This window comes from Streptomyces maremycinicus (genome assembly GCF_001184025.1).
GTDB classification, from domain to species: Bacteria; Actinomycetota; Actinomycetes; order Streptomycetales; family Streptomycetaceae; genus Streptomyces; species Streptomyces maremycinicus.
In genome coordinates this window covers 314,899-334,274 of record NZ_BBYG01000011.1, presented here as the reverse complement: position 1 = coordinate 334,274, position 19,376 = coordinate 314,899, and the positions used below count along the sequence as shown (strand labels likewise).

Below are 19,376 nucleotides of genomic sequence, written 5' to 3'. Positions count from 1 at the left end.
CAGGCTGCGACGAACGGTCGGACCGACCGGTTTCCACCACCGCTCACCGTGCCGCTCCCGAGGGCGTCCGAGGGACCGTCGCCGACGCCGTTTCCCACCCTTGCCGGCACCCCGCCCGAAACCACTGCCGGAGCCGGGGTCGCACCTCTCGCCCCCCCCGGGACCAACGGAGCCGTCCCGGACGCTGCGCGAACCCTTGCCGCCCCAACCTCCATACTGTAGACAATATTTCGTCGACAGGATTCGACAGTTCCTCGGTACCCTCGACCGAACGGAGCTCCCTCGCAATGAAAGTCGCAGTCCTCGGCGCCGGTGCGATCGGCGCCTACGTCGGTGCGGCGCTGCACCGCGCCGGCGCCAACGTGCATCTCGTCGCCCGTGGACCGCATCTCGCGGCCATGAGGCGGCACGGGGTGCGGGTGCTCAGTCCGCGCGGCGACTTCACCGCCCGCGCCCACGCCACCGACGACCCGGGCGAGATCGGCCCGGTCGACTTCGTCTTCCTGGGCCTCAAGGCCAACTCGTACGCGGCGTGCGGGCCGCTGATCGAGCCGCTGCTGCACGACTCCACCGCGGTGGTCGCCGCCCAGAACGGCATCCCCTGGTGGTACTTCCACCGCCACGGCGGCCCCTACGACGGACTGCGCGTCGAGAGTGTGGACCCGGACGGCGCGGTCAGTGCGGTCCTCGCCCCCGAACGGGCCGTCGGCTGCGTGGTCTACGCGGCCACCGAGCTCGAAGGACCCGGCGTCGTACGCCACTTGGAGGGGACCCGGTTCTCGGTCGGTGAGCCCGACCGCGGTGTCTCGCCCCGGTGTCAGGCCTTCAGCGAGGCCATGCGGGCCGGCGGGCTGAAGTGCCCGGTGGAACCGGGCCTGCGCAACGACATCTGGCTCAAGCTGCTGGGCAACATCTCCTTCAATCCGATCAGCGCGCTGGCCCGGGCCACCATGCGGCAGATGTGCCTGCACGGCGGGACCCGCCAGGTCATCGAGACGATGATGCGCGAGACGCTCGCGGTCGCCGAGGCCCTGGGCTGCGAGGTGGGCGTCTCCATCGAGCGCCGGCTCGCCGGCGCGGAGAAGGTCGGCGACCACCGCACCTCCACGCTCCAGGACCTGGAGCGCGGCAAGCCGCTCGAACTCGACGTCCTGCTGGCGGCCGTCGTCGAACTGGCGGGGATCACCGGCGTGGACGTGCCCACCCTGCGCACCGTGCACGCCATCTCGGACCTGCTCGCGCTGAGGAGCGCCGCGTGAACGCTGAGGAGCGCCGCATGAACGCCGTAGAGCGAAGCACGAACGCCGGAGAGCGAAGCATGAACGCCGGAGAGCACGCATGACGAAACGCGACCGGACCCCGAAGACCTACACCCGGCTCACCCGGCCGCTCGTCAGGGACTCCCGTGACGAGCCGTTCCGCGAGACGAGTTGGGAGGACGCGCTGGAGCGCACCGCGCGGGGCCTGCGGCGCCACCGCGGCGCGTTCGGCATGTTCTCCTGCGCCCGCGCGACCAACGAGATGAACTACGTGGCGCAGAAGTTCGCCCGGGTCGTGATGGGCACCAACAACGTCGACTCGTGCAACCGGACCTGCCACGCGCCGAGCGTCGCCGGTCTGTCGGCCGCCTTCGGCTCGGGCGGCGGGACGTCGTCGTACGAGGAGATCGAGCACACCGACGTCATCGTGATGTGGGGGTCCAACGCGCGTTTCGCGCATCCGATCTTCTTCCAGCACGTGCTGAAGGGCGTCAGGAACGGCGCCCGGATGTACGCGGTCGACCCGCGGCGGACGTCCACCGCCGAGTGGGCGGACGGCTGGCTCGGCCTGAACGTCGGCACCGACATCCCGATGGCGCACGCCATCGGCCGCGAGATCATCCACGCGGGACTCGCCAACGAGGCGTTCGTGGAGCGCGCGACCAGCGACTTCGAGGCGTACCGGGCGCTCGTGGAGCCCTGGACGCTGTCGCTCGCGGAGAAGGTGACGGGCGTACCGGCCGCCGCCATCAGGGAGTTGGCGCACGCCTACGCCCGCGCCGAGCGGGCCCAGCTGTGCTGGACCCTCGGCATCACCGAGCACCACAACGGCACGGACAACGTCCGCGCGCTCATCAACCTCTCGCTGCTGACCGGACACGTCGGCCGCTACGGCTCCGGCCTCCAGCCCCTGCGCGGGCAGAACAACGTGCAGGGCGGTGGCGACATGGGGGCGATCCCCAACCGTCTCCCCGGGTTCCAGGACATCCTCGACCCCGCCGCCCGGCTGAAGTTCGAGTCGGCCTGGGACACCGTCATCCAGCCGCACTACGGCTTGAACCTCACGGAGATGTTCGAGGCGATGGAGGAGGGCTCGCTGAAGGCGGTCTACTGCATCGGCGAGAACCCGGCGCAGTCGGAGGCGGACAGCGAGCAGGCCGTCCGCCGGCTGCGGTCCCTCGACTTCCTCGTCGTGCAGGACATCTTCCTCACCAGGACCGCCGAACTGGCGGACGTGGTGCTGCCCGCGACGGCCGGCTGGGCGGAGACCGACGGCACCACCACCAACAGCGAGCGGCGGGTGCAACGGGTGCGGCGCGCGGTGACGCCGCCCGGCGAGGCGCGCGAGGACATCGACATCCTCTGCGACCTGGCCACACGGCTCGGTCACGGGTGGAAGTACGCGGACGCCGAGGCCGTCTGGAACGAGCTCAGGTCGGTGTCCCCGGACCACTACGGGATGACCTACGACCGGCTGGAGAGGCATCAGGGCATCCAGTGGCCGTGCCCGAGCACCGAGGGCCTCGAACCCGCGCATCTGCACGGCAGGTTGTGGGAACGGGACCCGGAACGGCGGGGCAGGCGAGCGCCGTTCGGGCTGGTGCGGCACGATCCGCCGGTCGACCTCACGGACGAGGAGTACCCGATCCGGCTGACGACCGGTCGGCGCCTGGACTCCTACAACACCGGTGTGCAGAGCGGGAGTTTCGCCTCCCCGTTGCGGCGCGGCGAGTTCGTCGAGCTGTGCCCTGAGGACGCGGAGCACTACGGGGTCGTGGTCGGCGAGGAGGTCCGGGTGAGTTCCCGGCGCGGATCCGTGGTCGCGCCGGTGTGGATCGACACCGCGCTGCGGCCCGGGCTCGCCTTCATGACCATGCACTTTCCCGACGAGGTGGACACCAACCAGCTGACGATCGAGGCGAACTGCCCGATCGCGGGGACGGCGGAGTTCAAGGCGTCGGCGATCAGGATCGAGAAGCTCCCGGCCCCGGCCTACGTGAGGTGATGTCGTGGACCTGCACTTCGGCGACAGCAAGCCGACGGACGACGAACGAGCGGCCGTGGACGCGCTGTTGGGGCCGCCGGAGTCCTCCTGGGAGGGCGCCGACCGTTCCGACGCGGACCTGCGGTGGGCGCGCGGCGGACACCGGGCCCGCGACCGCCGCGACCTGCTGCTGCCGGGGCTGCACGCGATCAACGACCGGATCGGCTGGATCAGCGCGGGCGCCCTCGGCTACCTGTGCCGCCGCCTGACCGTGCCCCCGGCGGAGGCGTACGGCGTCGCCACCTTCTACGCGATGTTCTCGGTCGCGCCCCGGCCGGCCACCGTCCTCCATGTGTGCACCGACCTCGCCTGCGCCGCCGCCGGAGCCTCCGCGCTGTGCTCGGGGATCGAGGCGCGCCTGGGGCCCGGCAGCGGGGTGTCCGTCGAGCGCGCGCCGTGCCTCGGCCTGTGCGAGCGCGCTCCGGCCGCGCTCGCGGTCAGGGCGGGTGATCCGGTGCGTACGGCGGTGTCGGCGCCCGCCGGTGTCGAGGCGGCGGTACAGGCCGCGAGCGCCCCCGACTCGGCGCCCGGGGAGCGGCCCGCAGCGGACGCGGTGCCGCAGGCGGGCGACCCGTCGCTGATCCTGCTGAACCGGATCGGTGTGGTGGATCCGTCGTCGCTCGACGACTACCGGGCCCACGGCGGCTACACGGCCCTGCGCCGCGCCTTCGCGCTCGGGCCCGCCGAGGTGATCCGCGAGGTCACCGACTCCGGCCTGCTCGGTCGCGGCGGCGCCGCCTTCCCCACCGGCCGCAAGTGGCAGGCCACGGCGTCCCGGCCGGACCGCCCGCACTACCTGGTGTGCAACGCCGACGAGTCCGAGCCCGGCACCTTCAAGGACCGCGTACTCATGGAGGGCGACCCGTACGCGCTGGTGGAGGCGATGACGATCGCGGGGTACGCGGTCGGCGCGCACCAGGGGTACCTGTACCTGCGCGGCGAGTATCCGCGCGCCCTGCGCCGTATGCGGCACGCGGTCGACCGCGCACGCGCTCGCGGTCTGCTCGGCGACGACATCCTCGGCCAGGGCTACGCCTTCGACATCGAGATCCGGCGGGGCGCCGGCGCGTACATCTGCGGCGAGGAGACGGCCCTGTTCAACTCCCTCGAGGGATATCGGGGCGAGCCCCGCTCGAAGCCGCCGTTCCCCGTGGAGAAGGGCCTGTTCGGCAAGCCGACGGTCGAGAACAACGTCGAGACGCTCGTCAACGTGCTGCCGATCCTCGCCCTGGGCGCTCCGGCCTACGCGGCGATCGGCACGGCCGGGTCCACCGGCCCCAAGCTGTTCTGCGTGTCGGGCACGGTCGAGCGCCCCGGCGTGTACGAACTGCCCTTCGGCGCGACGCTGGGCGAACTCCTCGCCCTGGCCGGGGTCCGCGAGAACCTGCGGGCCGTACTGCTCGGCGGCGCGGCCGGCGGCTTCGTACGGCCCGACGAGCTGGACATCCCGCTGACCTTCGAGGGCACCCGGGAGGCGGGCACCACGCTCGGCTCGGGGGTCGTGATGGCCTTCGACGACAGCGTCCCGATACCCCGGCTGCTGGTGCGCATCGCCGAGTTCTTCCGGGACGAGTCGTGTGGTCAGTGCGTGCCCTGCCGGGTCGGGACCGTACGGCAGGAGGAGGCGCTGCACCGGATCGCGGAACGCACCGGCGCCGACGCCGCCGGCGACATCGTCCTGCTGCGCGAGGTCGGGCGGGCGATGCGCGACGCCTCGATCTGCGGCCTGGGCCAGACCGCGTGGAACGCCGTGGAATCCGCCATCGACCGTCTGGGGGCGTACGAATGACCGCGACCGTCCGCACAGGAGCCGCCGTATGACCGCGATACCGCTGGGAGTGCCGCGCCGGCTGGTGGAGTTCACGATCGACGGGCAGGAGGCCAGGGTGCCCGAGGGATCGACGGTCCTCGACGGCTGCCGGGCCGCCGGGAAGGACGTCCCGACCCTGTGCCAGGGGGACACGCTCACTCCGAAGAACGCCTGCCGGGTCTGCGTCGTGGAGGTGGAGGGCTCCCGGACCCTGGTGCCGGCCTGCTCGCGCCGGGCCGAGCCGGGCATGGAGGTCCGTACCGACACCGAGCGCGCCCGGCACAGCCGCAAGATCGTGCTCGAGCTGCTGGCGTCCTCGGTCGACCTGTCCACGACACCAATGGTTGCGGAATGGATCAAGGAGTACGACGCGAAGCCGGATCGTTTCGGTCCCGCCGCGGCCCGGCTGAACGAGGAACCCAAGATCGACAATGATCTGTACGTGCGCGACTACGACAAGTGCATCCTCTGCTACAAGTGCGTGGACGCCTGCGGTGACCAGTGGCAGAACACCTTCGCGATCTCCGTGGCGGGGCGTGGTTTCGACGCCCGGATCGCCGTCGAGCACGACGCGCCGCTGACCGACTCGGCGTGCGTGTACTGCGGCAACTGCATCGAGGTGTGCCCGACCGGAGCGTTGTCGTTCAAGTCCGAGTACGACCGGCGCGCGGCCGGGAACTGGGACGAATCAGCACAGAAACAGACCACCACCGTCTGCGCCTACTGCGGGGTGGGCTGCAACCTGACGCTCCATGTGCAGGACAATGAGATCGTGAAGGTGACCTCACCGCACGACAACCCCGTGACCCACGGGAATCTCTGCATCAAGGGCCGCTTCGGCTACCAGCACGTACAGAACCGGGGCTGATCACGACATGGGACGAGTCACCGAACGACGCAAGGTGGTCCGCATCAGCGACGGGGTGGTCTCCGCCCGGCCGGACACCCTGGTCGCCGAGGAACCCCTGGAGATCCGGCTCAACGGCAAGCCGCTGGCCATCACCATGCGCACCCCCGGTGACGACTTCCCGCTCGCGGCCGGCTTCCTGGTCAGCGAAGGCGTCCTGGCCGCCGCGTCCGATCTGCTGAACATCGTCTACTGCGCCGGCGCGACCGCCGACGGGTCCAACACCTACAACGTGGTGGACGTCCGCACGGCCCCCGGCGTCACGATGCCCGACATCACCCTCGAGCGGAACGTCTACACCACCTCGTCCTGCGGGCTGTGCGGCAAGGCGAGCCTGGACGCGGTCCGGACGACGGCCCGCTGGCCCATCGCCGACACTCCCCCGCTCCGGATCGCACCCGAACTGCTCGCGAGCCTCCCCGACCGGCTCCGCGCGGCCCAGCGGGTCTTCGACCGGACCGGGGGCCTCCACGCGGCGGCCCTGTTCTCCGAGGACGGCGAGCTGCTGGACGTGCGGGAGGACGTGGGACGGCACAACGCGGTCGACAAGCTGGTCGGCCGCGCCCTCCAGAACGGGGAGCTGCCCCTGTCACGGACGATCCTGCTGGTGTCGGGCCGGGCCTCGTTCGAGCTGGCGCAGAAGGCCGTGATGGCGGGCATCCCGGTGCTCGCGGCGGTCTCGGCGCCCTCCTCCCTGGCCGTGGACCTGGCCGCGGAGTCCGGGCTGACCCTGGTGGGTTTCCTGCGGGGCAGTTCCATGAACGTGTACGCGGGTGAGGACCGCATCACCCTGCGGACCGCGGCCGCCCAGGGCTGACCCGGTTCCCCGCGGCACGGCGGCGGGGCCCCGAACGGCGGGGAGCGCCCCCTGCGCCGCGGGGGCCCCGCCTCAGCCGCTCGTGAACCGCACGTCGGCCGCGCGCGCCACGGTCCCCAGCCGGGGGAAGTCCAGCTTGACCGACGCCTCGTGTTCGGCGCCGGTGAGGGCGGACATCGCGTCCTCGACGAACACCAGGTCGTAGCCGAGGTCACCGGCGGCGCGGGCGGTGGACTCGACGCCCAGGTTGGTGGCGATGCCGCCGAACACGAGGGTCGTCACACCGTGTTCGCGGAGGCGGTCGTCCAGGCCGGTCCCGTGGAAGGCGCCGATCGTCCGCTTGACGATCTCCAAGTCGCCGTCCCGGTACAACCCTTGGACCAGGCCGCTGCCGGGCGGCTGCTCGGTGACGCCGGGCCGTTCGACGCGGACGAGGACGACGAGCGCGCCGGCCGAGCGGAACGCCGCGGCCAACTCCTCGGCGGCGGACAGTACTTCGGTCCCCTTGTGGGGCTCCAGGGGCAGCGCGACGATGCGGTCCATCAGATCGACGAGGACGAGGGCGCTGCGCGCCGGGACGAGTGGGAGAGCTGCGGTCATGACGGAACGTTATCCGCCGTCAGCCCTGCGTACCGGAATTCGGTTCAACAAGCTGATGAGCCCGGTCGCGGTCGGCGCCGGATCGCGGCGGGAGCGGCGGCGCGGTACGCGCCGTCCGCCTCCCGGGCGGCCTCCCCGCAGCGCCCCGCGAGGTCTCACGCCGCGGCCGCCGCCCTCTCGTCGGCGGATTCCCGCGGCCCCTCCAGCGGGTCCCTCGCACGGCGTTTGGCGATCACCGCGCACACCATCAGCTGCATCTGGTGGAAGAGCATCAGCGGCAGCACCGCCAGGGAGGCATGCGCGCCGAACAGGACGCTCGCCATCGGCAGCCCGGAGGCGAGGGACTTCTTGGAGCCCGCGAACTGGATGGCGATGCGATCCTCGCGGCCGAACCGCAGCGCCTTGGCGCCGTACCAGGTCAGGGCGAGCATCACGGCGAGCAGAACGGCCTCGACCAGGAGCAGCCCGCCCAGCCGTACGACGCTGACCTGGTGCCAGATGCCCTGCACCATGCCCTCGCTGAACGCCGTGTAGACGACCAGCAGGATCGAGCCCCGGTCGACGAGCCCGAGCACCTTCTTGTGCCGGGCGACGAACCCGCCGATCCACCGGCGCAGCAACTGTCCCGCGACGAACGGGACGAGCAGTTGCACCACGATCTCGACCAGCGAGTCCGGGGAGAAGCCGCCGCCGCTGCCGCCGAGCAGTGCGGCCGCGAGCAGCGGGGTGACGACGATGCCGACCAGCGACGAGAAGGAACCGGCGCAGATCGCGGCGGGCACGTTGCCCCGGGCGATGGAGGTGAAGGCGATCGACGACTGGATGGTCGACGGGACCAGGGTGAGGAAGAGCAGCCCCTGGTAGAGGGGTTGGGTGAGGAACACCGGGACCAGACCGCGCGCGGCCAGCCCCAGCAGCGGAAAGACCAGGAAGGTGCAGGCCAGCACGGTCGCGTGGAGCCGCCAGTGCTTCAGGCCGTCCAGTGCCTCCCGGGTGGACAGCCGGGCGCCGTAGAGGAAGAAGAGGAAGGCGATCGCGGCCGTGGAAGCGCCCGAGGCGACCTCGGCGCCGACGCCCCGGGCCGGGAGCAGCGCCGCGAACCCGACGGTGCCGAGCAACAGCAGGATGTAGGGGTCGACCGGCATCCGACTCGGCCAGCTCAGGCGTTTCACGGTGCTCCACGTGCGGTTCGATGGGCGTGCGTCCGGGCTCGGAGAGCCCCTCCCCATCGTCCTCCTCCGTCCCGTGATCGGGAATCCGGTATACCGCTCTCACTGTCATCACGAAAGGTGATGACCGACGCCGGAGAGACTACTGTGGCGGGCGTGTACGAGCCCTCCCATCTGCGTACCTTCCTCGCCGTCGCCCAGACCCTGAGCTTCACGCAGGCCGCGCGACGGCTCGGGCTGCGGCAGTCCACGGTCAGCCAGCACGTGCGACGTCTCGAGGACGCGACGGGGCGGGCGCTGTTCACCCGGGACACGCACTCCGTGGAGCTGACGGAGGACGGCGAGGCCATGCTCGGGTTCGCCCGCCGGATCCTGGACGTCCACGAGCAGGCTTCGGCGTTCTTCACCGGCACCCGGCTGGGCGGCCGGCTGCGCTTCGGCGCCTCCGAGGACTTCGTGCTGACCCGGCTGCCGGAGATCCTGGAGGGCTTCCGCTACGACCATCCCGAGGTCGACCTCGAACTGACCGTGGAGCTGTCGGGCACCCTGCACGAGCGGCTCGCCGCCGGGAAGCTGGACCTGGTCCTGGCCAAGAGGCGCCCCGAGGACCCCGTCGGGGAGCTGGTGTGGCACGACGGGCTCGTGTGGATCGGCGCGGAGCGGCTGCGCCTGGACGCCGACCGCCCGGTGCCGCTGATCGTGTTCCCCCCTCCGGGCATCACCCGCGCCCTGGCCCTGGAGGCGCTGGAGCGGCAGGGCCGGGCCTGGCGGATCGTCTGCACGAGCGGGAGCCTCAACGGCCTCATCGCGGCGGCCCGGGCCGGACTCGGCGTGATGGCCCATTCACGGGGCCTGATCCCACCGGGTCTGGTGCGCATCCCGGAACGGGCCGGACTGCCGGAACTGGGCCGGGTCGACTTCGTGCTCGTGCACGGCCGCCGACGGCCTTCGGCCCAGGGCGCCGCGGACGCGCTGGCGGCGGCCGTCCTGGCGGGCGGCGACCGACTGCACCGACGGGCGGCGGGACCCGGCCGACGGCCCGACCCACCGCGCGCCGGCACCCGCTGACCGGCCTGCCCGGCCACCGCCCCACGCCGACCGCACCTCGCCCAGCGCTCGTACCGCTCCTACCGCCGGACCTGCTCCTACCGCCCGGCCTGCTGGTACGTCAGCTGCTTCACCCGCCGCATGAACGGGGTCGCCTCCACGTGCTGCACGCCGTCCAGGCGCCCCAGCGGCCCGCTGAGGTAGGCGTAGAGGCCCGCCGTGTCCCGGACCACCGCGGTGACGACGATGTGGGAGGGGCCGGCCGTGGCCGAGGCGAAGGCGATCTCGTCGTGGGTGGCGAGCGCCTCACCGACCGCGTGCAGGGCGGAGGGCGCCGTGGTGATCCACAGGACGGCGGCGAGAGGGTGGCCGAGGTGCTCGGAGTGGTACTCGACGTCGATGTAGACGGCGCCCGAGGCGAACAGCGCCGCCAGGCGGCGTCTGACGGCGGACTCGGAGCGGCCGGTGGCGCGCCGGAGCTCCGGGTAGGTGGCACGGCCGTCACGCTCCAGGACGGCGAGCAGCGGCTCGTCCTCGGGCTCGATACGGGCCGGCCCGGGCGTGGGGATCACGTCGTGGCGCGGGGTGAGGGCGGCGATCTGCTCGTCGTCCAGTGCGCCGAACTTCCGCAGCCAGCCGGTGGGCCCGCCGTAGAAGCGGTGGAGGAGCTGCTGGGCGCGGATCTCCACGACGCTCGGGGTGCGCGGGAGCTTGCCGAGCAGCAGGTCGTCGTGATCGCCGGGATGGCGGGGCCGGGTCATGCAGACGATCTCGGTGCCGCCGGAGCCCAGGCCGATCCAGTTGGTGTCGGGACGTTTGGCGAGCGCGTCGGCGATGACCGTGGCGCTGTCGGGAGCACAGCGCAGCCGCAGCATCCACTGGTCCTGCCCGAGGCGTTCGGCGTCCCGGACGGCGACGATCCGCAGGGCGGCCTCGTCGCGCAGCCGGCGGTAGCGGCGCGCGACCGTCTGGTCCGAGACGCCCAGGACCTCGCCGAGCCTGCTGAAGGAGGCCCGGCCGTCCACCTCCAGCGCCGAGAGCAGTTGGAGATCGAGTGCGTCCATCCTGCCGTGGGTGTCGAATTCCATCCCCAGTGAGCCTTCCTCGTCGGATTCCGCCGACAGGACACCGGATACGGCGGTGATCGGCCGTGGCTCGTCCATCGTACGGAGTGCCGCGCATCCGTGGCGGAGGAGATGACCGAGGAGTGGGACATGCGCACATGGGGGCCGCTGACAGCGGTGTGCCTGGGCACGTTCATGTTGTTGCTGGACGTGACGATCGTGATCGTCGCGCTGCCGGACATGGCGCGGGCGCTGGGCGCCTCGCTGAGCGATCTGCAATGGGTGGTCGACGGGTACGCGCTCGCGCTGGCCGCGCTGCTGCTGGGGGCCGGGGCCACGGCCGACATCCTGGGGCGCCGCCGGGTGCACGTGGTGGGGGTGGTGGTGTTCGCGACGGCGTCGCTGCTGTGCGGGCTGGCGAGCGGGCCGGACACCCTCGTCGCCGCCCGGGCCCTCCAGGGGGTGGGCGCGGCGGCGATGCTGGCGACGACGCTTCCGCTGCTCGGCTCGGTCTACCAGGGCCGCCAGCGGTCGGCCGCGCTAGGGGTGTGGGGCGCGGTGAGCGGCGCGGCCGCGGCGGTCGGGCCGGTGCTGGGCGGGCTGCTGGCCGAGGGGCCCGGCTGGCGATGGATCTTCTACGTGAACCTGCCGGTGAGTCTGGTCGCGGTGTGGCTGACGCTGAAGGCGGTGCCCGAGTCCAGGGGGCCGCGCGGGATGCGGGTCGACTGGGCGGGCACGGCGGCCTTCGCGGTCTTCGCGGGCGGCACCGCGTACGCCGTCGTACGGGCCGGTGAGGACGGCTGGACGGCGTCGGCGACGCTCGTCTCGTTCGGGCTCGCCGCGCTCGCGCTGGTGTGCTTCGTACTGGCGGAACGCCGGGCGGCCCATCCGCTGCTCGACCTGTCGCTGCTGCGCCGGCCCGCGTTCGTGGGAGTGATGATCGGGGCGCTCGCCTTCAACGGCGTGGCGTTCGGGGTGACGCCGTACCTGTCCATCTGGATGCAGACGCTGCTGGGGATGAGCCCGGTGCGCGGGGGCCTCACGCTGCTGCCGATGACTGTGGCGGCCATGATCACGGCGGTCGTGGTGGGCAAGCGGTTGCACGGTGTTCCCGCCCGGTGGACCATCGGCGGCGGTCTCCTGCTGATCGGCGCGGGCTGTTTCTGCCAGGCCGTGCTCGGTGCCGGTTCGGACTGGACGGCGCTGGTGCCCGGGTTCGTGCTGGTGGGCACGGGAACCGGGTTCGTCGCGCCCACCGTGGCGGGGGCCGCGCTGGCCGCCGTGGAACCGGCGCGGGCCGGGATGGCGGGCGGAGCCGTGAACACCGTGCGGCAGCTCGGGTACGCGCTCGGCGTCGCGGTCTTCGGCACCGTGGTGACCTCCAGGATGACCGGCACCCTCCCGCACGACGCGTCGCACGCGCTGGCGGGCGGGGGTGCCGGTGCGCTGCGGGGCACGTTCTCCGAGCACACGCTGCGGTCCGCGTTCGCCTCCGGACTCGACGCGGCACTGGTGACGGCGGGCTGCGCGGGCGTGGCCGCCGCCGCGCTCGTCCTCGTCCTCGTCAGGACCCCGCGCGCGGCGTCGGCCGCGACGGCGGAAACGGACGCGAGCGTGCCGTCGGAGCGAGCGGCGGCCCCCCGGCCGTGACGGCGCCCGCTCCCACGGCCCCGGGCGCGCGGGCCGAGGGGGCGGCGCGGCGGGGGACGGGCCGCGAGGGGCGGGCGGAGTAAGCGGTACGGGCAGATTCGGTGGAGATTACGGTGCCGAAACTTACTCTTCCGTCAGTTTCGTGTCCGACCCTTCCCCATGTGAGCCCATTTTCCGGCACTGACCAGCGCGGACGAGCGCGGCGCGCGATTTCCGCCCCCCTCCCCTACCGCCGTCGGGTGGGGTAGCTTTCACGGCGCTGTGCGGCCATGAGAAGCGGGGTGCGGGTTTGCGCGAGTTCACCAACCCTCCGTTGGCGTCGGCGCCGCCGGTGGGCGGTCTGGCCGACGTCGTGTTCCGGCACGCCCAGGAGGACCCGCACTACGTCGCCCTCGGCCGCAAGGACGAGGGGGGCGAGTGGCGGGACGTGACCGCCGGCGAGTTCCGCGACGAGGTCCTCGCCCTGGCCAAGGGGCTCCTCGCGCAGGGCATCCGCTTCGGCGACCGCGTCGCGATCATGTCCCGCACCCGCTACGAGTGGACCCTCTTCGACTTCGCCCTGTGGACGATCGGCGCCCAGGTGGTGCCGGTCTACTCGACCTCCTCGGCCGAGCAGTGCTTCTGGATGCTCTACGACAGCGAGTGCACGGCCGCGATCGTCGAGCACGAGGACCACGCGATGACGATCGCCACCGTCATCGACCGCCTGCCCCGGCTGCGGCAGCTGTGGCAGCTGGACTCGGGCTGTGTGCAGGAGCTCTACGACGCCGGCGCCGCCATCGAGGACGAGGTGGTGCACCGGCACCGGGAGGCGGTCACCCCCGACTCGACCGCGACGGTCATCTACACCTCGGGGACCACGGGCCGGCCCAAGGGCTGTGTCATCTCGCACGGCAACTTCATGTTCGAGGCGGACACCGTCATCGAGCGGTGGGAGCCGGTCTTCCACTCCAGGAAGGGCGACGAGGCGGCGACGCTGCTGTTCCTGCCGCTGGCGCACGTCTTCGGGCGGATGGTGCAGATCGCCGCGATCCGCGGCAAGGTCCGCTTCGGCCACCAGCCCCAGCTGCACGCGGCCGCCCTCCTCCCCGACCTGGCCGCCTTCAGACCCTCCTTCTTCCTGGCCGTGCCGTACATCTTCGAGAAGGTCTTCAACGCCGCCCGCCGCAAGGCGGAGCGGGAGGGCAAGTCGGGGCCGTTCGAGAAGGCCGTCGACGTGGCGGTGAACTACGCCGAGGCGGTCGAGGCGAAGGCGTGGGGCATCGGGCCCGGCCCGTCCGCGGGTCTGCGGATGCAGCACCAGTTGTTCGACAAGCTCGTCTACTCCAAGGTGCGCGCGGCGATGGGCGGCCGGGTCCGGCACGCCATGTCCGGCGGCTCGGCCATGGACCGCAAGCTCGGCCTGTTCTTCGCGGGCGCGGGGGTGCAGATCTACGAGGGCTACGGTCTGACCGAGACGACGGCGGCCGCGACCGCCAACCCGCCCGGCCGCACCAGGTACGGCACGGTCGGCCAGGCCATCCCCGGCATGACCGTGCACATCGCGGACGACGGCGAGATCTGGCTGCGCGGCGCGAACGTGTTCCAGGGTTATCTCAACAATCCCAAGGCCACCGACGAGACCCTGCACGACGGCTGGCTGGCCACCGGTGACCTGGGGTCGCTCGACGAGGACGGTTACCTCACCATCACCGGCCGCAAGAAGGAGATCCTGGTGACCTCCGGCGGCAAGAGCGTCTCGCCGGGGCTGCTGGAGGAGCGGGTGCGAGATCATCCGCTGGTCAACCAGTGCATCGTCGTCGGCAACGACCGTCCGTTCGTGGCCGCCCTGGTCACCCTGGACCAGGAGGCGGTCGAGCACTGGCTCCAGATGCGCAACAAACCGCAGCTGACGGCGTTCGAGCTGGTCAGCGACCCGGATCTGGAGGCGGAGGTGCGCCGGTCCGTCGTGGCGGCCAACACGCTGGTCTCGAAGGCCGAGTCGATCCGCACCTTCCGCATCCTCGCCCAGCCCTTCACGGAGGAGCACGGGCTGCTCACCCCGTCGCTGAAGCTGAAGCGCAAGGCGATCGAGAACGCCTACGCGAACGAGGTCGACGCGCTGTACCGCTCGTAGGGCTCGAATTCGGGGGTCAGGAATGCATCACTCGCCGTGATCGTTGACGATGGGAGTACCACTCTGACGGACAACCGAAGGATCAAGAGCTCGTGAGCAGCAAGGTCCCCCCGATCATCCTCAACAACGGCGTGGAGATGCCCCAGCTGGGCTTCGGGGTCTGGCAGGTGCCGGACGACGAGGCGGAGCAGGCGGTCTCCACCGCGCTGGAGGCCGGGTACCGCAGCATCGACACAGCGGCGATCTACGGCAACGAGGAGGGCACCGGCAAGGCCATCACCTCCTCCGGCGTGCCCCGCAAGGACATCTTCGTCACCACCAAGCTCTGGAACAGCGACCAGGGGTACGAATCGACGCTCCGCGCGTTCGACACCTCGCTGGACAAGCTCGGCCTGGACTACCTGGACCTGTACCTGATCCACTGGCCGCTGCCCTCGCGCGACAGCTACGTGGACACGTACAAGGCGTTCGAGAAGCTCCTCGCCGACGGCCGGGTGCGGGCCATCGGCGTGTCGAACTTCCTGCCGGAGCACCTGGAGCGGCTGATCGGCGAGACGTCGGTCGTCCCGGCCGTCAACCAGATCGAGCTGCACCCGCACCTCCAGCAGCACGCCTCCCGCGCGTTCCACGCGGAGCAGGGCATCGCCACCGAGGCCTGGTCCCCGCTCGGCCAGGGCAAGGGCCTGCTCGAGGTCCCGGCGGTCGTGGCCATCGCCCAGAAGCACAACCGCACCCCGGCCCAGGTCGTGCTGCGCTGGCACCTCCAGCTCGGCAACGTCGTGATCCCGAAGTCCGTGACGCCGTCGCGGATCAAGGAGAACATCGACGTGTTCGACTTCAGCCTGGACACCGAGGACCTGGCGGCGATCAGCGCCCTCAACGAGGACCGGCGCATCGGTCCGGACCCGGCGACGTTCGACGTCGGCTGAGTCTCCCCCGTACGCGGCGAGGGCGCCCCCGGTCGGGGGGCGCCCTCGCCGCGTCGGCGGGCTCGTCAGTTGGGCTGCCCGACCGGCCGTACGACGACGGTGTTGATGTCGACGCCCGCCGGCTGTCCCACGGCCCAGACGACGGAGTCGGCGATCTGGTCGGCGGTCAGCAGGTGCCCGGGCGGCAGGCTCCCGTAGCCGTCCCAGAACGGGGTCTCCACCCGGCCGGGGGCGATCAGTGTGACGCCGACGCCCCACTCGGTGACCTGGCGGCGGGTGTTCTCCGCGAGACCGGTCACCGCCCACTTGGTGGCCCCGTAGATGTTGCCCGGGGTGGGCACGAACCCGGCGACACTGCCGATCAGCACGATCCGTCCCCGGGTCTCCCGCAGCGCGTCGATCGACGCCCGGACGAGCAGCGCGGGGCCGAGCACGTTCGTCAGGACCATGTCGGTCCACCCGGCCGGGTCACCCTCCGCCACCGAGTCGTGGGTGGCGGTCCCCGCGTTGGCGACGACGGTGTCCAGCCGGCCGAACTCCTCGAGCGTACGGGCGACCGCCGACCGCACGCTGTCGTAGTCGGCCGCGTTCCCGACGACCGTCAACAGCCCCTTCGGCTCCCCGAGTTCCGCGGCGAAGCCGCGCAGCCGCTCCTCGCCGCGGCCGGTGACCGTGACCCGGTACCCGGCGTCCAGCAACTGCCGCGCGACCGCGGCTCCGATGCCGCTGCCGCCGCCGGTGATCAGTGCGACCGGAGCATCCGAGGTGCCCGATACGTTGTTCATGATGTGTCCCCCAAAGCGTCGGATCCGCGCGTGGTCCGCGTGACGCCGGCCGCGTCCCCCACCGCACACGGCATCCATGGCCGCCGCTCGCCGTACGTCGCGCGGCACGCAGTCCACCACTTGGAGCGCTCTCCAAGTCAAGCCCCGGCACGCCGACCCGGACCCGAGCCGGCTACCGGACCGGCTTCACCGCCGTGTGCACGGTGTGCGCCGCGAGCACGAACACGTCCGCCCTGCGGTGCACGCCCGCCGCGTCCCCCGGGTCGAGCAGCCGGTCCAGCACGGCGCGGTCGTCGTCGCCGAGGGTGTCACCGAAGACGTCCCGCAGCCGGGAGAGGGACGCGGCGATGTAGGCGCGCGCCCGGTCGGAGGCGGGCGCGGGCAGATCGAGCAGGAAGCTGCGGGTGCGGACGTGCCGCAGACCGGCCGCGCCGAGCAGCCCCGCCCAGTCCTCGGTCTCGCCGACCGAGCCGGGCAGGTCGGCCCTCATCCGCGCGAACCACTCCTCCTGAAGCACGTCGAGCCGCGCCTCCAGGCCGGGCCGCCCGAAGCCGAGGTCGCGCGGCAGGAACCGGGGCGGCAGACCGCCCTCCATGATCGCCAGTGTGCCGCCCGGTGCGAGGCGTTCCGCGAAGGCGGCCAGGGCCGCGCGCTGATCGCCCAGGTGGTGCAGGCTGCGGCCGGCCCACAGCAGATCGGCCGGATAGTCCAACTCGGCCAGCACATGAGGGAGTTCACCGGCCAGGGTGTCGAAGCGGTCACCGTGTCCGAGCCGGTCGGCTCGCTGCCGCGCCCGCTCCAGCAGGGGCGCGGAACCGTCGACCGCCGTGACCCGCGCGCCGGAGAAGATCTCGGCGAACAGACAGGCGACGACACCGGGTCCGCTGCCCACGTCCACGATCAGCCCCGGCTCGGTCACCTCCTTCCCCAGCCAGGACAGGGCCCGCTCGTACAGGGGCGTGAACAGTTCGGCCTGGGCTTCGAGGTGCGGGGCCATCTCGGCCCAGTCGATGTCGGTGTCGTGGCCGTGACCATGGCGGTGGCCGTGGTCCTGCCCGTGGCCATCGGCGGGACCGGGGGTGCGGCCCGGGCCCGGGGAGGGCTGGTCGCCGTGGGACTCGTGCGGGTGGTGCGCCATGGTGTCAGCCTCTCGTCCGGTGTGCCGTCAGCGTGCGCCGACGCTCCGGTCCGGGGCCACCTTTGTTGCCGGTGCGGCAAAAGAACGGGCTGCCCGCGGCAAGCCGGATCGCGCCTGTCCGGCCGCTCCCGGTGGGCGGGAGCGACCGGACGGGAACTGCTGGCCGGTGATGTGCGCGGCCGTCGGGGCCGGTGCGGCCCCGGCACGGCCTACAGCGGCGGGTACGCGTTCTGCATCAGCTGCTGGAACTGGGCCGAGAACCAGTGTCCGGACAGCGGCGCGTTCGCCAGGGCACCCGACAGGTTGTTGCCGTTGCGCGCGTTGCCCGTGTACGTCGGGTCGCACATCCGGTCGAAGCCCTTGCCCTCGTCGTTCGCGATGGCGGAGCTGGAACCGTCGGACTCACCCGGCGGCTTCATCCACACGTACGCGTCGATCCCGGCGGCGGGAGCCGCCTGCGGGCGCTCGCCGAGGCCGGCGCCGGACTGGTTGCACCAGTTGCCGATGTGGATACGACGGTCGTAGCGGCCGCCGTCGACGTAGGTGTCCACGCTGGTCGTGGCGCCCGGTCCGGTGGGCCGCGCGGTGCCTCCCCAGCCGTTGCGGGAGGTGTCGATCAGCATGCCGATGTTCGACCGGAAGCCCGCGGTGACGAGCTGGTTGCGGAAGGCCTGGGCGTACGACTGCTCGTCGACGTAGCGGTTCCAGTCCACCCACTTGGACTCGCGGACCGACTTGCCGGCCACGGTGTCGTTGACGGTGAAGTTGTTCTCCTTCAGGGCGCTGTAGTTAGCCGTGTTGGTGATGAAGCCGTGCACGTCGTCGACGGTCGCGCCCTCGGAGGTGGCCGCCTGGTAGAAGAGCGCGGCGGAGGGGGCGAAGTTGTCGTCCCAGCCGAGCCAGCCGTGGTGACCGGCGTCGATGTAGTTGTAGACGTTGGGGATCGCGCCCAGCTTGTCCAGCGCGTAGCCGACGCCCTTCACGTAGTTGCCGTTGGCCTTCATGGTGTCGCAGGCCGCGGTGGCGGTGGGCCGGCTGCCCGTGTTGGTGACCAGGTTGGGCAGCGAGTCGATCTCGATCGTGGTGACGATCCGCAGCGAGGCGTACTTGCTGTCGGAGAGGATCGTCGCGATCGGGTCGATGAACTGCGTCTTGTACTTGTCGATCTCCGTCGGGCCGAGCTCGCCGTTGGAGGCGAGGGCGGCACAGTCACGTCCGGGAAGGTCGTAGACGACCAGCTGGACGACCTCCTCCCCGCTGCCCTTCTGGGCGAGGGCGGCGTCCAGGTGGGCGCGCAGCCCCATGCCGCCGTTCACCCCGTTGATGGCGGCGATACGGTCGAGCCAGACGCCGGTCGGCTGGTTGGAGATGCGGCTGCCGCCCGTCTCGGCGGCGGCCTTCGCCGACCATTCGGGGTTCACGTACACCTTGGCGCCGACGTAGGGGTTGTCGACCTTGGTGGACGGGGTGCCGGGGTCGGTCGGGGTACCGGGATCGGTCGGGGTGCCGGTACCGCTGTCGACGTTGCAGGTCACGCCGTCGAGGGTGAACGCGGTGGGGATCGCGTTGGTGCCGCTGTAGGTGCCCTGGAACCCGAAGCTGACCGAACCGCCGGTCGCCAGTGTCCCGTTGTAGGTCTCGTTGGCGGCGGTGACGGCCGTGCCGGACTGGGTGATCTTCGCGTTCCACCCGTTGGTGACCTTCTGGGTACCTGCGTACGCCCACTTCACCGCCCAACTCGACTTCGCGGTCGAGTTGTTGGTGACGGTGACGGCGGCGGTGAAGCCGGTTCCCCAGTCGTTCTGCACCTTGTAGTCGACGCTGCACGGGATGGCGGCGAGGCCCGGATCGCCGGGTACGACCGCGAGCGCCGTCCCGGAGGCGCCGGCGACCAGCGCCAGCGCGGCGAGTACCGCTGTTCTGCTACGGCTCATGAGTGCGGGTTCCTTCTCGGTTGCGGGTGGTGTCCGTTTCCTCGGTGGTGCTGTCGGACCGCGGGTTGCGGCCGACCGGGCCGTGTTCCGGCCCCCGCCGGACCGAC

The 19,376-nt window shown here is 71.7% G+C and carries 15 protein-coding genes; 9 read left to right on the top strand and 6 right to left on the bottom strand.

What is annotated here, in order from left to right:
* Positions 1-287: 287 nt before the first annotated feature.
* The 5 genes from AOQ37_RS11950 to fdhD all read left to right on the top strand — a co-directional run bounded on the left by AOQ37_RS11950 (position 288) and on the right by fdhD (position 6,837).
* Positions 288-1,259, top strand: a complete 972-nt coding sequence (locus AOQ37_RS11950) for a 2-dehydropantoate 2-reductase (RefSeq protein WP_062644062.1) — start codon at positions 288-290, stop codon at positions 1,257-1,259.
* Positions 1,260-1,338: 79 nt separating this feature from the next.
* A complete protein-coding gene (locus AOQ37_RS11945) occupies positions 1,339-3,264 on the top strand; it encodes a molybdopterin oxidoreductase family protein (RefSeq protein ID WP_062644060.1) in 1,926 nt (641 codons plus the stop codon).
* A 4-nt stretch (positions 3,265-3,268) separates the two neighbouring features.
* Positions 3,269-5,092 carry an NAD(P)H-dependent oxidoreductase subunit E gene (locus AOQ37_RS11940; protein WP_062644058.1) on the top strand — a complete coding sequence of 608 codons (1,824 nt, stop codon included), beginning with the start codon at positions 3,269-3,271 and terminating at the stop codon, positions 5,090-5,092.
* Positions 5,093-5,120: 28 nt separating this feature from the next.
* On the top strand, positions 5,121-5,981 hold the full coding sequence (locus tag AOQ37_RS11935; RefSeq protein WP_062644057.1) for a 2Fe-2S iron-sulfur cluster-binding protein: 861 nt from the start codon (positions 5,121-5,123) through the stop codon (positions 5,979-5,981).
* Positions 5,982-5,988: 7 nt separating this feature from the next.
* Positions 5,989-6,837: a formate dehydrogenase accessory sulfurtransferase FdhD gene (gene fdhD, locus AOQ37_RS11930; protein WP_062644055.1), complete on the top strand. Its 849-nt coding sequence runs from the start codon at positions 5,989-5,991 to the stop codon at positions 6,835-6,837.
* A gap of 72 nt (positions 6,838-6,909) precedes the next feature.
* Here the strand turns inward: fdhD and AOQ37_RS11925 are convergent, their stop codons facing one another.
* Both AOQ37_RS11925 and AOQ37_RS11920 read right to left on the bottom strand, forming a co-directional pair.
* Positions 6,910-7,437: an isochorismatase family protein gene (locus AOQ37_RS11925; protein ID WP_062644053.1), complete on the bottom strand. Its 528-nt coding sequence runs from the start codon at positions 7,435-7,437 to the stop codon at positions 6,910-6,912.
* Positions 7,438-7,592: 155 nt separating this feature from the next.
* On the bottom strand, positions 7,593-8,609 hold the full coding sequence (locus AOQ37_RS11920) for a bile acid:sodium symporter family protein (protein ID WP_062644051.1): 1,017 nt from the start codon (positions 8,607-8,609) through the stop codon (positions 7,593-7,595).
* A 153-nt stretch (positions 8,610-8,762) separates the two neighbouring features.
* Between AOQ37_RS11920 and AOQ37_RS11915 the strand changes: the two genes are divergently transcribed.
* On the top strand, positions 8,763-9,674 hold the full coding sequence (locus tag AOQ37_RS11915) for a LysR substrate-binding domain-containing protein (protein WP_062644476.1): 912 nt from the start codon (positions 8,763-8,765) through the stop codon (positions 9,672-9,674).
* Positions 9,675-9,751: 77 nt separating this feature from the next.
* On the opposite strand, the gene AOQ37_RS11910 is transcribed toward AOQ37_RS11915, so the two are convergent.
* Complete coding sequence (locus AOQ37_RS11910) at positions 9,752-10,741, bottom strand: Lrp/AsnC family transcriptional regulator (RefSeq protein WP_062644475.1); 990 nt, start codon at positions 10,739-10,741, stop codon at positions 9,752-9,754.
* Between the two features lie 126 nt (positions 10,742-10,867).
* Here AOQ37_RS11910 and AOQ37_RS11905 point away from each other — a divergent pair, with 126 nt between their 5' ends.
* The 3 genes from AOQ37_RS11905 to AOQ37_RS11895 all read left to right on the top strand — a co-directional run bounded on the left by AOQ37_RS11905 (position 10,868) and on the right by AOQ37_RS11895 (position 15,412).
* Positions 10,868-12,367, top strand: coding sequence for an MFS transporter (locus tag AOQ37_RS11905; protein ID WP_062644473.1), 1,500 nt, complete (start codon positions 10,868-10,870; stop codon positions 12,365-12,367).
* Between the two features lie 289 nt (positions 12,368-12,656).
* Positions 12,657-14,483, top strand: a complete 1,827-nt coding sequence (locus AOQ37_RS11900) for an AMP-dependent synthetase/ligase (RefSeq protein ID WP_062644049.1) — start codon at positions 12,657-12,659, stop codon at positions 14,481-14,483.
* 92 nt (positions 14,484-14,575) lie between these two features.
* Positions 14,576-15,412 carry an aldo/keto reductase gene (locus tag AOQ37_RS11895; protein WP_062644046.1) on the top strand — a complete coding sequence of 279 codons (837 nt, stop codon included), beginning with the start codon at positions 14,576-14,578 and terminating at the stop codon, positions 15,410-15,412.
* Between the two features lie 65 nt (positions 15,413-15,477).
* On the opposite strand, the gene AOQ37_RS11890 is transcribed toward AOQ37_RS11895, so the two are convergent.
* The 3 genes from AOQ37_RS11890 to AOQ37_RS11880 all read right to left on the bottom strand — a co-directional run bounded on the left by AOQ37_RS11890 (position 15,478) and on the right by AOQ37_RS11880 (position 19,269).
* A complete protein-coding gene (locus tag AOQ37_RS11890; protein ID WP_062644044.1) occupies positions 15,478-16,197 on the bottom strand; it encodes an SDR family oxidoreductase in 720 nt (239 codons plus the stop codon).
* Positions 16,198-16,369: 172 nt separating this feature from the next.
* A complete protein-coding gene (locus tag AOQ37_RS11885; RefSeq protein WP_062644042.1) occupies positions 16,370-17,335 on the bottom strand; it encodes a class I SAM-dependent methyltransferase in 966 nt (321 codons plus the stop codon).
* Between the two features lie 209 nt (positions 17,336-17,544).
* Entirely contained in the window at positions 17,545-19,269 is a 1,725-nt protein-coding gene (locus AOQ37_RS11880) for a glycoside hydrolase family 6 protein (RefSeq protein ID WP_062644040.1), read from the bottom strand.
* Between the last annotated feature and the right edge of the window lie 107 nt (positions 19,270-19,376).

Bases quoted from the DNA above. Each gene is read 5' to 3' on its own strand.
- AOQ37_RS11950 (WP_062644062.1), top strand. From the start codon at position 288: ATGAAAGTCGCAGTCCTCGGCGCCGGTGCGATCGGCGCCTACGTCGGT.
- AOQ37_RS11945 (WP_062644060.1), top strand. From the start codon at position 1,339: ATGACGAAACGCGACCGGACCCCGAAGACCTACACCCGGCTCACCCGG.
- AOQ37_RS11935 (WP_062644057.1), top strand. From the start codon at position 5,121: ATGACCGCGATACCGCTGGGAGTGCCGCGCCGGCTGGTGGAGTTCACG.
- fdhD (WP_062644055.1), top strand. From the start codon at position 5,989: ATGGGACGAGTCACCGAACGACGCAAGGTGGTCCGCATCAGCGACGGG.
- AOQ37_RS11925 (WP_062644053.1), bottom strand. From the start codon at position 7,437: ATGACCGCAGCTCTCCCACTCGTCCCGGCGCGCAGCGCCCTCGTCCTC.
- AOQ37_RS11910 (WP_062644475.1), bottom strand. From the start codon at position 10,741: ATGGAATTCGACACCCACGGCAGGATGGACGCACTCGATCTCCAACTG.
- AOQ37_RS11905 (WP_062644473.1), top strand. From the start codon at position 10,868: ATGCGCACATGGGGGCCGCTGACAGCGGTGTGCCTGGGCACGTTCATG.
- AOQ37_RS11890 (WP_062644044.1), bottom strand. From the start codon at position 16,197: ATGAACAACGTATCGGGCACCTCGGATGCTCCGGTCGCACTGATCACC.
- AOQ37_RS11885 (WP_062644042.1), bottom strand. From the start codon at position 17,335: ATGGCGCACCACCCGCACGAGTCCCACGGCGACCAGCCCTCCCCGGGC.
- AOQ37_RS11880 (WP_062644040.1), bottom strand. From the start codon at position 19,269: ATGAGCCGTAGCAGAACAGCGGTACTCGCCGCGCTGGCGCTGGTCGCC.